This window comes from Limnohabitans sp. (assembly GCF_038134685.1).
Lineage (GTDB): Bacteria > Pseudomonadota > Gammaproteobacteria > Burkholderiales > Burkholderiaceae_C > Limnohabitans_A.
In genome coordinates this window covers 93,522-106,823 of the sequence record NZ_JAYPVP010000001.1, presented here as the reverse complement: position 1 = coordinate 106,823, position 13,302 = coordinate 93,522, and the positions used below count along the sequence as shown (strand labels likewise).

The 13,302-nt window shown below is 63.1% G+C and carries 11 protein-coding genes; 4 read left to right on the top strand and 7 right to left on the bottom strand.

The genetic code is table 11. The features are described from left to right. Positions 1-3 precede the first annotated feature (3 nt). Together recX and recA are read right to left on the bottom strand one after the other, a co-directional pair. Positions 4-444 (bottom strand): recombination regulator RecX, encoded by a 441-nt coding sequence (gene recX, locus AAFM15_RS00460; RefSeq protein ID WP_341684729.1) that lies wholly within the window; start codon positions 442-444, stop codon positions 4-6. After that, positions 444-1,475, bottom strand: a complete 1,032-nt coding sequence (recA, locus tag AAFM15_RS00455) for a recombinase RecA (RefSeq protein WP_341684728.1) — start codon at positions 1,473-1,475, stop codon at positions 444-446. Before recA ends, recX begins: the two co-directional genes overlap by 1 nt. 140 nt (positions 1,476-1,615) lie before the next feature. Between recA and AAFM15_RS00450 the strand changes: the two genes are divergently transcribed. Genes AAFM15_RS00450 through AAFM15_RS00440 form a run of 3 tightly spaced genes read left to right on the top strand, consistent with a single transcriptional unit; the run spans position 1,616 to position 4,277 of the window. Further along, positions 1,616-2,089: a MarR family winged helix-turn-helix transcriptional regulator gene (locus AAFM15_RS00450; protein ID WP_341684727.1), complete on the top strand. Its 474-nt coding sequence runs from the start codon at positions 1,616-1,618 to the stop codon at positions 2,087-2,089. A 26-nt stretch (positions 2,090-2,115) separates the two neighbouring features. Continuing rightward, positions 2,116-2,790 carry a response regulator transcription factor gene (locus AAFM15_RS00445; RefSeq protein WP_341684726.1) on the top strand — a complete coding sequence of 225 codons (675 nt, stop codon included), beginning with the start codon at positions 2,116-2,118 and terminating at the stop codon, positions 2,788-2,790. Between the two features lie 29 nt (positions 2,791-2,819). Next, positions 2,820-4,277, top strand: a complete 1,458-nt coding sequence (locus AAFM15_RS00440) for a sensor histidine kinase N-terminal domain-containing protein (protein ID WP_341684725.1) — start codon at positions 2,820-2,822, stop codon at positions 4,275-4,277. A gap of 12 nt (positions 4,278-4,289) precedes the next feature. Here the strand turns inward: AAFM15_RS00440 and AAFM15_RS00435 are convergent, their stop codons facing one another. Genes AAFM15_RS00435 through AAFM15_RS00420 form a run of 4 tightly spaced genes read right to left on the bottom strand, consistent with a single transcriptional unit; the run spans position 4,290 to position 6,548 of the window. Then, on the bottom strand, positions 4,290-4,955 hold the full coding sequence (locus tag AAFM15_RS00435; RefSeq protein WP_341684724.1) for a glutathione binding-like protein: 666 nt from the start codon (positions 4,953-4,955) through the stop codon (positions 4,290-4,292). Positions 4,956-4,966: 11 nt separating this feature from the next. Next, the gene (locus tag AAFM15_RS00430) at positions 4,967-5,191 is read right to left on the bottom strand and encodes a hypothetical protein (protein WP_341684723.1); all 225 of its coding nucleotides are present in this window, start codon (positions 5,189-5,191) and stop codon (positions 4,967-4,969) included. Positions 5,192-5,200: 9 nt separating this feature from the next. Further along, positions 5,201-5,962 carry a biotin--[acetyl-CoA-carboxylase] ligase gene (locus AAFM15_RS00425; RefSeq protein ID WP_341684722.1) on the bottom strand — a complete coding sequence of 254 codons (762 nt, stop codon included), beginning with the start codon at positions 5,960-5,962 and terminating at the stop codon, positions 5,201-5,203. Between the two features lies 1 nt (position 5,963). Next, entirely contained in the window at positions 5,964-6,548 is a 585-nt protein-coding gene (locus AAFM15_RS00420; protein ID WP_371833058.1) for an SET domain-containing protein, read from the bottom strand. Positions 6,549-6,602: 54 nt separating this feature from the next. Between AAFM15_RS00420 and AAFM15_RS00415 the strand changes: the two genes are divergently transcribed. Next, entirely contained in the window at positions 6,603-9,506 is a 2,904-nt protein-coding gene (locus tag AAFM15_RS00415) for a DNA topoisomerase III (protein ID WP_341684720.1), read from the top strand. Here AAFM15_RS00415 and putA read toward each other — a convergent pair whose 3' ends face one another. Continuing rightward, the gene (gene putA / locus AAFM15_RS00410) at positions 9,507-13,262 is read right to left on the bottom strand and encodes a trifunctional transcriptional regulator/proline dehydrogenase/L-glutamate gamma-semialdehyde dehydrogenase (protein WP_341684719.1); all 3,756 of its coding nucleotides are present in this window, start codon (positions 13,260-13,262) and stop codon (positions 9,507-9,509) included. Positions 13,263-13,302 lie beyond the last annotated feature (40 nt).

Genomic DNA, 13,302 nt, shown 5'->3' with positions numbered 1-13,302 from the left:
GCCTCAACCCACGACCTTACGCACAACCTCGGCGGCAAAGCCTCGACTGATCAGAAAGCGGATCTGACGAGCCTTTTCCTTGGGCTCGGTGGCAGGTTCGCCAAATTTGCGGGCCCAGACTTCGCGGGCGCGCTCCAGTTCGGTGATGCGCAGTTGCTCCAGTGCCTCGGTGACCGCTTCGCCCGAGAGGCCCTTGGCTTGCAGCTCCTGTTTGACCCGCGCTGTGCCCAGTTTGGCGGCGCGGCGGTGGATGACGGACTCCACCACCCGTTCTTCGCTGATGAAGCCCCGGGCCTGCAATTCGTCAAGCGCTTTGGCCAGTGTGCCGGGTTCGGTCTCGTGTGCGGACAGCTTGCGCTCGAGCTCCAGCCGTGAATGCTCGCGCTGGCTCAAGAGCCGCAGCGCGCGGCCCTTGAGGCTGGGCTCAAAGGCCGGGCGGTTCATCAGGCCTCTTCGACTTCGCCTGTGGGGCGCAGGGCGATGCCCAGCGAGTCACGCACCTTGTTCTCGATTTCAATCGCCAGATCGCTGTTTTCGCGCAGGAACTCGCGGGCGTTGTCACGGCCCTGGCCGATTTTTTCGCCGTTGTAGGCGTACCAGGCGCCAGACTTCTCGATGACTTTGGCGGTCACGCCCATGTCGATGATTTCGCCTTCGCGCGAGATGCCTTCGCCAAACAGGATATCGAACTCGGCGGTTTTGAACGGGGGCGAGACCTTGTTCTTGACCACTTTGACTTTGGTCTCGTTGCCAATCGCGTCGTCGCCCTTCTTGATCGTGCCGGTGCGGCGAATGTCCAGGCGCACCGAGGCGTAGAACTTGAGCGCGTTGCCGCCGGTGGTGGTTTCGGGGCTGCCGAACATCACGCCGATCTTCATGCGGATCTGGTTGATGAAGATGACGGTGCAGTTGGTCTTCTTGATGGTGGCGGTCAGCTTGCGCAGGGCCTGGCTCATCAGGCGGGCCTGCAGGCCGGGCAGGCTGTCGCCCATATCGCCTTCGATTTCGGCTTTGGGTGTGAGCGCAGCGACCGAGTCGATCACCACCAGGTCCACGGCGCCTGAGCGCACCAGGCTGTCCACGATTTCCAGGGCTTGTTCGCCGGTGTCGGGCTGGGAGATGAGCAGGTTGGGCAGGTTCACGCCCAGGTTCTGGGCATATTGCACGTCCAGCGCGTGTTCGGCGTCCACAAAGGCGCAGGTGCCGCCGAGTTTTTGCATTTCAGCGATGACCTGCAGGGTCAGGGTGGTCTTGCCCGACGATTCCGGGCCGTAGATTTCGATCACACGGCCACGGGGCAAACCGCCGACACCCAGAGCGATGTCCAGGCCCAGGGAGCCGGTGGAAACCACCTGGATGTCCTCAATGGCTTCGCCTTCGCCCAGGCGCATGATGGTCCCTTTGCCGAACTGTTTTTCAATCTGCGCCAGGGCGGCTTGCAGGGCTTTGGCTTTTTCGCTGTCCATCTCGCTCATGAAATTCTCCTTGAATATCAACAGGTTGCTGTGTTTGTGTCCCTTGAAGCGCCAGAACTACTGAGCGCTTGAACAGTACTGTATATGTACAGTATATGCGTGTAAATAGATTTTTTAGTCAGTTTAATTTACTATTACACATGGACGAAAAAAAGCTCAACGACGGTTGGCGGCAAACCCATCTGGGGCGGGTGCTCGGTCACGCCATGCGCAAATTCGATGCACGGGTGCTGGAGCTGATGGCGGCCAATGAGGGCGTGCCCTTGGCGCTGGCCAATCTGGCCGCGCGCGACAAAATCAGTGCAGCGCACATTCACATCACCAGGCACTTGAGTCTGCAAGGGACGCGGCTGACCGAGCTGGCCCAACAAGCCGGCATGACCAAGCAGGCGATGGGCAATTTGGTGAACCAGTGTGAAGCTTGGGGTTTGGTGCTCAAAGAAGACGATCCGCTGGACGCGCGCGCCAAGAAAGTGATGTTCACAGAAACGGGCCGCGCGTGGCTGCGGGCTTTCCAGCAAGCCGTGCAACAGGCTGAAGCCGAGTTTCGCGAACAGGTCGGCCCTGAAATTGCGACGGTGGTCGCTCTCGGATTAGAGGCGTATGCGCACTAGAATCGTGCCATCAAAAGGAGACAAGCATGCGGATCCTGATTGCAGAAGATGACCAGGTCTTGGCCGATGGCCTGTTGCGTACCCTGCGCGCTGCAGGCGCGGCGGTGGACCATGTGGCCAGTGGCTCCGAGGCGGACGCCGCCTTGATGACCAACAATGAATTCGATCTGCTGATTCTGGACTTGGGGCTGCCCAAGCTGCACGGCCTGGAGGTGCTCAAGCGCATGAGAGCGCGTGGCTCCACTTTGCCTGTGCTGATCCTGACTGCGGCCGACAGCGTGGAAGAGCGTGTCAAAGGCCTGGATTACGGTGCCGACGACTACATGGCCAAGCCCTTCAGCTTGCAGGAACTGGAAGCCCGCGTGCGCGCCCTGACGCGCCGTGGCATGGGTGGCGCCACCTCGCAAATCAAACATGGTCCATTGGTCTACGACCAGACGGGTCGCGTGGCCACGATTGACGGCAAGATGGTCGAGCTGTCTGCGCGCGAGCTGGGCTTGCTCGAAGTGTTGCTCCAGCGCGCCGGTCGCCTGGTCAGCAAAGATCAGCTGGTTGAACGTCTGTGCGAGTGGGGCGAAGAGGTGAGCAACAACGCCATTGAGGTGTACATCCACCGCTTGCGCAAAAAAATCGAGAAAGGCCCGATCCGCATCGCCACCGTGCGTGGCCTGGGTTACTGCCTCGAAAAAATTCCGGGCTGATCGGTCCGGCAACGCACCAGCCCTGAGCCATGAAATCACGCGGCTGGAACGCCCTGCTCTTTCGCAAGGAACAGCGCTCGCTGTTCGGTGAGATTCTGGATTGGATGCTCACACCCTTGCTGTTGCTGTGGCCTATCAGTCTGGCGTTGACCTGGCTGGTGGCGCAGGGTCTGGCCAACAAACCCTTTGACCGCGCGTTGGTCTACAACGTGCAGGCCTTGGCGCAACAGGTCAAGCCTGGGCCGGGTGACAAGGTGCAGTTCATGTTGTCGCAATCGGCCAGTGAACTGTTGCGCGCCGATGAGACCGACCAGGTCTACTACCAGGTGCGAGGCACGAACGGCGAGTTGTTGGGTGGTGAGCGCGATATGCCGCTGCCCAAGACCGCAGGCATTGACCACAGCTACGAGGTGCGCATCCGCGACGATGAAATGCGTGGCATGGATGTGCGTGTGGCCTACACTTGGGTGAAGCTCGCAGATGCGGAGCAACAGCCTGCGCTGGTTCAGGTGGCCGAGACGCGGGAAAAGCGTTCGGTGCTGGCGGCCGAGATCATCAAGGGGGTGATGTTGCCGCAGTTCGTCATCCTGCCGTTGGCGGTGCTCTTGGTGTGGTTGGCGCTGGTGCGGGGCATCAAGCCCTTGTCGCAGCTGGAAGAACGTATTCGTGCGCGCAAGAGCGATGACCTCAGCCCGCTCGACGACAAGGCGGTGCCGCTGGAAGTGGCGCCACTGGTCTCTTCAGTCAATGATTTGCTGGAGCGCCTGAAAGATTCCATCTCCACCCAAAAACGTTTTCTGGCTGATGCCGCACATCAACTCAAAACGCCCCTGGCAGGCTTGCGCATGCAGGCGGACCTGGCGAGGCGGCCAGGGGCCAGCGAAGAGGACCTCAAGCGATCCTTGCAGCAAATCGGCCGGGCCAGCGTTGCGGCCACGCATACCGTCAACCAGTTGCTGGCTTTGGCGCGGGCTGAGGGCGGGACCAACACCACGCTGCAGGATTGCGACATGGTGGACATCGTCAGCGAGGTGATTGCAGACTCCTGGCCGCACGCCATGGACAAGGGTCTGGACCTGGGCTACGACGGTGTGGAGCCCGGCTCTGCTGGCACCACGGTGATGGGTAACCGCACCCTGATCAAGGAGATGGTGCGTAACCTCGTGGACAACGCCATGCATTACACGCCCAGTACGCCCGAGTTGCAGGGCGTCGTGACGGTGCGCGTGCTGGTGGACCGATACAGCGGCACCTTGGCGCTGCAGGTCGAGGACAACGGCCCGGGCATTGCGCCGGCCGAACGCGACCTGGTGTTCCAGCCTTTCTACAGGGCTTTGGGTACCAATGTGGATGGTTCGGGACTGGGGCTGTCCATCGTGCGCGAAATCGCCGAGCGGCATGGTGCCGAAGTGTCAATTGAGTCGTCGCGCCCCGGTTCGAGCCGACCCGGGGCGTGTTTCACGGTGCGGTTTAACCGCCGCGCCTGAGTGGTTTGCGCGTCAGGCGATGGCCGATGCGCTCATGTCCAGTTGCAGGCGTTCTCGCTCCATCACGCGGGCCACAGCGGGCTGCGCCGCCACCTTTTGGACAAATGCCCACAATTGCGGGTGGGCCTGTGGGCCGATGCCGGCAATCGTGCCCCAGCGGGTGAGCGTCAGCGCGTAGGCGTCCAGGGGGCCAAAGTGCTCGCCCGCCAGCCAGGTGCGGCCAGCTTCCTGGCTGGCCACGACCAAGGCCTCGAGCTCGGTCAGCAAACCTTTGTATTGGCCAATCGCGTGCTTGCGGATGGCGGCTTGCGCTTCGGGCTGGTCGGTGAATTTGGCCGGCATGAAGATATGGGTGAACGTGGGGTGGACCGTGTTGTTCATCCAGGCAAAAGTGGACAGTGCACGCGCGCGCTCGAGATGGCTGGTGGGCAGAAAGTTCTGGCCCGGGAAGACCATGTCCAGGTACAGCGTGATGGCCACGATTTGCGAAATCACATTGGCATCGTGCGTGAGCACCGGCACCTGGCTGCGCGGGTTGATGAGTTTGTAGTCTTCGGTGTATTGCTCGCCCTTGTGCAGCTTGACAGGGGTGGGCTCGAAGTTGGTGCCGCTCATCTCCAGCAGAACGTGGGGAACGAAAGAACAAGCACCAGGGGCGTAAAACAGTTTCATGGTCATGGCAAGTCTCCTTACTGCGCTGATGAAGAGCCGGGTGCAGAGGCCGGCGCGGGTGGGGTGGTGGTGGACTGTATGTCCAGCACCTTGAGTGCATCAGCCGCAATAGGCGGCTGGGCTTGTGTATCCGGATGGGGTTGGGCTGGCCCCCAGCCCCACTTCGAGAACACGCCTGTGGTCCAGCTCAGAACCAGCACATTGAAAACCAGCAAAAGCGCTACCAGGCTGCGCAGCATCATGGGTGTCCTTTACACAAAGGGGTGAGGCCGGACGCTGACTTCAGCGCTGTTGACCTGTACCGGACCACGGTCGGTTTCCAATCGTAGCGCACCCAAGGGGTCAATGCCCAACGCGTGTCCTTGTTGCCCATCGCTGGTCCAGACGGTTCGGCCTTTAAGGGCGTCGCGCGCATCAAAGGCGTGTTGCCAGGGAGCGAAACCCTGCGTTTCAAAATCCAGCAAGGCCCGCACCAGGGCCCCTGCCAGCAGGGACAGGGCTTGGGGCGCGGTCATGGTGGGCAACAACTCTTGCAGTGCCGCAGGTGGCGTGCGCAAGGCCTGCGTTGCTTGCACAGGCCGGATATTGATGCCCATGCCCACCACCACATGGCTGTGTCCGCCGGTGCTGGCGGCTTCCACCAATATGCCGGCCAGTTTGCGGTCTTGCCACCACAAATCGTTGGGCCACTTCAGGCGGATGTCGGGGTGTAGCGCTTGCGCAGCGACCAGTCCCACGAGCAAGGACAGGCCGGACCAATCGCGAGGGGCGTAAGGCATGCCGAGCGAGAAGGTCAGCGCATCGCCAGGCTCACTGGCCCAGTGTCGACCTTGACGGCCCCGACCTGCGCTTTGGTGCTCGGCCACCAGCAAGGTGGGCTCTGTGCGGCCTGCGCGAGCGCGGCGCATCAGTTCGGTGTTGGTCGAGTCGATCTCCGGTAGCACCTCGACGGTGAAGCCCGGCAGCAAAGGGGCAATCTCTTGCCAAATGTCTTCGGCGGGCCAGACCTGCATGTCAGGCCTTTTTCTTTTTGCCCGATGTCTTCTTTTTCTGGCTCGGGGTCTTTGGCGTGTCCTCGCGGTCTTTTGGCGAGAGCAGTGTGCCGCGACAATTCCTGGCACCGCACCAGCAGGGGTACTCGGCCTTGAGCTTCTTGGTGTAGGGCTCGTCGATGATCAGGCCGTAGTCGTAGTTCAGCTCTTCGCCTGCCTTGATGTTGCGCAGGGCCTTGATGAAAATGCGGTCGTTTTCTTCGTCGGCTTCGCAGTTGGGGTCGCAGCTGTGATTGATCCAGCGAGAGGAATTGCCACCATACAGCGCGTCAATGACCTTGTCCTCGTTCACATGGAAGTAGAAGGTGTGGTTGGGGTCTTTGGGGTCGTGGGGGTGGCGGTCTTGCGCCTCGTCCCAGCTGATGACCTCGCCCACGTATTCAATGATGGTTTCGCCCTCGGCAAGATCCTGCAGCGCAAACACGCCTTTGCCATGGACACCCGAGCGACGGACCTGGATGCGGCGGTTTGATTTGGGGGCAGCAGTTTTGGGCACGGCAAAAATTTGGTATGTTGAATGTAGGCGAGCGCGCGCACGTACGTACATGTGTGCGTGCGCGCACGCGAGAAACGCATTGTATAGAGAGCGGGAACGAGAACAATGAAAACTCTGGTCATTGCAGAAAAACCATCAGTTGCACAAGACATCGTGCGTGCGCTTACGCCCGTGGCGGGCAAGTTCGACAAGCACGACGACTACTTCGAAAGCGACAGCTACGTCGTCACCAGCGCGGTCGGTCACCTGGTCGAGATCCAGGCGCCCGAGCAGTACGACGTCAAGCGCGGCAAGTGGAGCTTTGCCAACCTGCCCGTGATTCCGCCGCACTTTGACCTCAAGCCCGTGGACAAGACCAAGAGCCGCCTGAGCGCTGTGGTCAAGCAGGCCAAGCGCAAGGACGTGACGGCGCTGGTGAACGCCTGTGACGCGGGCCGCGAGGGCGAGCTGATCTTCCGCTTGATTGAGCAATATGCGGGCGGTGCCAAGCCCTTGGGCAAGCCGGTCAAGCGCCTGTGGCTGCAGTCGATGACGCCGCAGGCCATTCGCGACGGTTTTGACAACCTGCGCAGCGAACAACAAATGCAGGGCCTGGCCGACGCCGCGCGCAGCCGCTCCGAAGCCGACTGGCTGGTGGGCATCAACGGCACGCGCGCCATGACGGCCTTCAACTCGCGCGACGGTGGTTTCTTTTTGACCACCGTGGGCCGTGTGCAGACGCCCACGCTGGCGGTGGTGGTCGAACGCGAAGAACAGATCCGCAAGTTCGTCAGCCGCGACTACTGGGAAGTGCACGCCAGCTTCCTGGCCGAAGCGGGCGAGTACGGCGGCAAGTGGTTCGACCCGGCCTGGAAGCAAGACGCCGAAGACAAGGAAAAAAAAGCCGACCGCGTTTGGGACGCACGCCGCGCCATCGAGATTGCCGACGCCGTGCGTGGCAAGGCGGCCACCGTCACCGAAGAGTCCACTCCCAAGACCGAGGCCTCGCCCGGCCTGTTCGACTTGACCAGCCTGCAGCGCGAGGCCAATGGCCGCTTTGGCTTTTCGGCCAAGACCACGCTGGCGCTGGCGCAAAGCCTGTATGAAAAACACAAGGCCTTGACCTACCCGCGAACCGACTCGCGCCACCTGCCCGAAGACTATGTGCCGGTGGTCAAGCAAACCTTCGAGATGCTGGCGGACAAAGGTTTCCAGCACCTTCAGCCGCACGCGCTGGTCGCGCTCAACAACAACTACATCCGCAAGATCCCGCGCGTGTTCGACAACAGCAAGGTGTCGGACCACTTCGCCATCATCCCCACGCTGCAGGCGCCCAGCGGTTTGAGCGAGGCCGAGTTCAAGCTGTATGACCTGGTGGTCAAGCGCTTCATGTCGGTGTTCTTCCCGAGCGCGCAGTTCACGGTGACCACGCGGATCAGCCAGGTGCAGGGGCATCACTTCAAGAGCGTGGGCAAGGTGCTGGTCAACCCCGGCTGGCAGGCCATCTGGGGCAAGGAAGCCGAAAAGGAAGGCGACGAAAACGCCAAGATGCTGGTGGCCGTGAAACCCGGCGAGATGGTGCGCACCGAAAGCGCCGAAGCCAAGGGCCTCAAAACCCGCCCACCCGCCCGTTACTCCGAAGCTACGCTGCTGGGCGCCATGGAAGGCGCCGGCAAGCTGGTGGACGACGACGAGCTGCGCGAAGCCATGCAGGAAAAAGGCCTAGGCACGCCGGCTACGCGCGCGGCCATCATCGAAGGCCTGCTCAATGAAAAGTACATGCTGCGCGAAGGCCGCGAGCTGATCCCGACCGCCAAGGCCTTCCAGCTCATGACGCTGCTGCGCGGCCTGGAAGTGGAAGAGCTTTCCAAACCCGAATTGACGGGCGAGTGGGAATACAAGCTTTCGCAAATGGAGCACGGCCAATTGAGCCGTGGCCAGTTCATGGCCGAGATCGCGGCCATGACCGAGCGCATCGTCAAAAAGGCGAAGGAATACGACCGCGACACCGTTCCCGGCGACTACGCCACGCTCACCAGCCCCTGCCCCAAGTGCGGCGGCGTGGTCAAGGAAAACTACCGCCGTTTTGCCTGCTGCGGTGCCGATGGCGCCAGCGAGGGCTGCGGCTTCTCGTTCACCAAATCACCCGGCGGCCGCACCTTTGAAATTGCCGAGGCCGACCAGTTCCTGCGCGATCGAAAAATCGGTCCGCTCGAAGGTTTCCGATCCAAGGCGGGCTGGCCCTTTGTGGCCGAGCTGGCGCTGGTTTACGGCGAAGACGAAGCTCAGTGGAAGCTGGAGTTTGACTTTGGCGACGACGGCAAAGACGAGGACACCGGCGAGATCGTCGACTTCTCGGCCCAGCAAAGCCTGGGCCACTGCCCCAAGTGCGGCAGCCCGGTGTTCGAGCATGGCAGCAACTATGTGTGCAGCAAGGCCGTGCCGACCCACCAGCACCCGACACCCAGCTGCGACTTCAAGAGCGGCCAGATCATCCTGCAGCAGCCCATCGAACGCGAGCAATTCAGCAAATTGCTGGCCACCGGCAAGACCGACCTGCTCGACAAGTTCGTGAGCAACCGCACCCGCCGCAGCTTCAAGGCCATGCTGGCCTGGAACCCCGAAGAGGGCAAGGTCGGCTTTGAGTTTGAACAGCGCGAAGGCAAGTACCCGGCGCGCAAGGCGGCAGCCAAAAAGACGCCGTTTGGCAAGGCCGCCACCAAAACCGCCAAGGCTCCCGCAGCCAAGAAAGCGCCAGCTGCCAAAAAAGCCGCTGCCGAAAAGGCCCCCCGCAAGGCCGCTGTGGGCACGCTCAAGCCCAGCGCGGCACTGGCCGCCGTGATCGGCGACGGGACGTATGCCCGCACCGAAGTGGTCAAAAAAATCTGGGACTACATCAAGGCCAATAATCTGCAAGACGCGGCCAACAAGCGCGCCATCAACGCCGACGGCAAACTGCGCGAGGTGTTCGGCAAGGACCAGATCACCATGTTCGAACTTGCCGGCATCGTGGGCAAGCATCTGAGCTGATCAGGCCTCCAGCGTCATCAGGCTGGCATTGCCGCCGGCTGCGGCCGTGTTGGTGCTGATGCTGCGCTCGCTCACCAGGCGGGCCAGCGGCACCTGCACGTTGCCGGGTGACAGGGCCGTGAGGGTGACGATGGGGCCCCCCTGCATAGCCAGTTGCGCGGCCAGGGTCAAGACTTCGTTGGCGGGGGCGCTGATCAACGCGGCCTCGGCCTGCAGGGTCTCGCTCACCACCAGTTGGACTTGCACAGCTTCGGGCAAACCGGCACATAGCGCAACGCTTTGGGCGGTCAGCACCGCCTGCCCACCTACAGCCAGCACAGCCGCAATCTGCGAGAGCAGGTCGGCTTCGGCGCTGGCTTGTGTGCCCACGCGGCACAGCACTTGCGCGCGGGCCTGCACGCGGTAAACGTTGCGCTCGCCCGTGGGGCCAGGCAGCAGGGCTTCAAGACCAGCCAAGTTACAAGCTGCAAGCCGTGCGCACTGGTGCGCCAGTGACAGGCGGCCTTGGGCTGCTGCCCAGTCGTGCAGGGCTTGCAGCGCGGGCGTGGCTTGCGGCATGGCGGTGGCGCCGCTGGTCTGCACGCTGCGCAGGGCCGCGTTATCCGGGCAGCGCGCCAGCAGGCGCAGCAGGTACAACGGACCACCCGCCTTGGGCCCTGTGCCTGACAGGCCCTCGCCGCCAAAGGGCTGCACGCCGACTACGGCGCCGACCATGTTGCGGTTAACGTAGGTGTTGCCTGCGTGGGTGCTGTTCGTCACACGGGCGATGGTTTCTTCGATGCGCGAATGCACGCCCAGGGTGAGCGCATAGCCGGTGGCGTTGATCTGCGCCAGCAGCATGTCCAGGTCCTGGCGTGCATAGCGCAGCACATGCAGCACCGGGCCAAACACCTCGCGTTCGAGTTGGGTGATGCTGTCGATCTCGATCAGGGTGGGCTGCACATAAGTGCCAGTGCGCAAGCTGCCCGGTGCCTTGCGGCTGATGCGGTGGACCTTGCAGCCGCGCGTTTGCATCTTGCGCACATGCGCCTCAATGCCGCTTTGTGCGCGTTCGTCGATCACCGGGCCCATGTCCACCGAAAGCTGCGCGGGTGTGCTCATGTGGATTTCGGCCATCGCGCCCTGCAGCATCTCGAGCAGGCGATCGGCCACATCGTCCTGCACACACAGTACACGCAGGGCCGAGCAGCGCTGGCCTGCGGCTTCAAAGGCCGAGGCCACAGCGTCCTGCACGACCTGCTCCAGCAAGGCCGATGAATCGACCACCATGCAGTTCTGGCCACCGGTCTCGGCAATCAGGGGCACCACCTGGCCGTGTGCGTTCAGGCGCTGGGCCAGCACGCTCTGCAACACCTTGGCGGTTTCGGTGGAGCCGGTGAACATCACCCCCTGCACGCGGGCGTCATCCACCAGTTGCATGCCCACACTGCGGCCGTGGCCGGGCAAGAGCTGGACGGCGGTGCGGGGCACACCGGCGCGCCAGAGCACATCGACCGCGAGCGCGGCCATAGCGGGGGTGGACTCGGCGGGTTTGGCCAGCACCGGGTTGCCCGCCGCCAGCGCCGCAGCCACCTGGCCCATGAAGATGGCCAGCGGAAAGTTCCAGGGGCTGATGCAGACCACCGGGCCCAGCGCCACATGCGTGTGGTTGTCAAAGTCGCGTCGCACCTGTGCGGCGTAGTAACGCAAAAAGTCCACCGCCTCGCGCAGCTCGGCCACGGCGTGCGCCCAGGTTTTGCCCGCTTCGCGCACCAGCAGGGCCATGCAGCGCGGGGCGTCCTGCAGCAGCAGGTCGGCGGCTTGCTCCAACAGCGCTACGCGTTGTTCGGGCGTGGTCTGCGCCCACTCGGGGGCGAAGGCATGGGCAGCCTGCAGGGCGGTCAGCACATCGCCTTCGCTGGCGTATTGCACGGTGCCAATCACGTCGGCATGGTCGGCCGGGTTGCGCAAGGTGTGCCACTCGCCGCCTTGCACGGAGCCTGCCAGCAGGGGCCGCACCTGCAACGGGGCGGTGTGCGCCAGCATCTGCTGTGCGAGCAGGCGCAGCGTGGGTTCGTGTGCCAGGTCGGGACCGCTGGAGTTGCGGCGGGCCGTGCCGTACAGCTGCACGGGCAGCGCAATGTGCAGGTGCGGCTGGCCGGGCGTGCGGTCTTCGCGAACAGCGTCCTGCTCGGTGCGGTGCACCGGGTCTTGCACCAGTTCATCGAGCGACACCGACGCGTCGGCCATACGGTTGACGAAGGAGCTGTTGGCGCCGTTTTCCAGCAGGCGGCGCACGAGGTACGCCAGCAAAGTTTCGTGTGTACCCACAGGTGCGTAAATGCGGCAAGGGCGGTTCAGGACATCACCACGCACCACCTGCAAATACAACGGCTCGCCCATGCCGTGCAGGCACTGGAATTCGTATTGCCCCTGCTGGTAGTCGCCCAGCGCGTCTTGCGCCACCTGCACGATGGACGCCAGCGTTTGCGCGTTGTGCGTCGCAAATTGCGGGTAAATCGCGTCGGGCGCGGCCAGCAGTTTGCGGGCGCACGCCAGGTAAGACACGTCGGTGTGATGCTTGCGGGTGTACACCGGGTAGTCGCTTTGGCCGTCCAGCTGAGCGCGTTTGATTTCGCTGTCCCAATACGCGCCTTTGACCAGGCGGATCATCAGGCGATGCCCCGTGCGGCGCGCCAGGTCCACCACAAAGTCGACCACGAAGGGGCAGCGCTTTTGGTAGGCCTGGATGACAAAGCCGATGCCGTGCCAGCCCGTCAGGCTGGGCGCATGGCACAAGGCTTCGAGCAGGTCCAGCGAGATGTCCAGGCGGTCTACTTCTTCGGCGTCGATGTTCAGGCCAATGTCGTAACTGCGGGCCAGCTCGGTCAGCTTCAAGACGCGGGGAAAAAGTTCGTCCATCACGCGCTGGTGTTGCGCGCGGCTGTAGCGCGGGTGCAGTGCCGACAGCTTGATCGAGATGCCGGGGCCGTTGATGACGCCCTGCCCGTGCGATGCCTTGCCGATGGCGTGGATGGCGTTTTCATAAGCGGCCATGTAGCGCTGCGCATCGGCCTCGGTGAGTGCGGCCTCGCCCAGCATGTCGTAGGAATAGCGAAACCCTTTGGACTCCATGGCGCGGGCGCGCTGCAGGGCTTCGTCGATGGTTTCGCCAGTGACGAACTGCTCGCCCAGCATTTGCATGGCCAGCTGCACGCCTTGGCGGATCAGCGGTTCGCTGCCTTTGCCCACCAGGCGTGTGACGGCGCCCAGCATCTGGCCCTCGCTGTGGGTGGCGACCAGTTTGCCAGTCAGCAGCAGGCCCCAGGAGGCGGCATTCACAAACAGCGAACCGCTGTGCCCCAAGTGCTGTTGCCAGTCACCGCCGCCGATCTTGTCGCGGATCAGGGCGTCGCGTGTGGCCGCGTCGGGAATGCGCAGCAGCGCTTCAGCCAGGCACATCAGCGCCACGCCTTCTTCGCTGGACAGCGCGTATTCCTGCATCAGGCTTTGCACCCGGCCGGCACGGCCGCCTTGTTGAGGGCCTTGACGCATGCCCATCGCCAGCTGGCGGGCCAGCGCGTCGGTGCGCGTGGCCTGCTCGGCGCTCAGGCGCGCCTGCGCCATCAAGGGGCCCAGTGCCTCTGGTTCGGCCAGGCGGGTGGCGCGGGCGATGGCTTCACGCAGGGCACTGCGCTCGGCCAGCGGGCCTTCGGGCGAGAAGCGGGCGCCTTGCGGCAGGGGGCTGAGCAAATGGAGCGGGGTGGCGGCGTTCATGGAAAGTCCCAGTGGGGTGTTGGCTTAACTCACCATGATC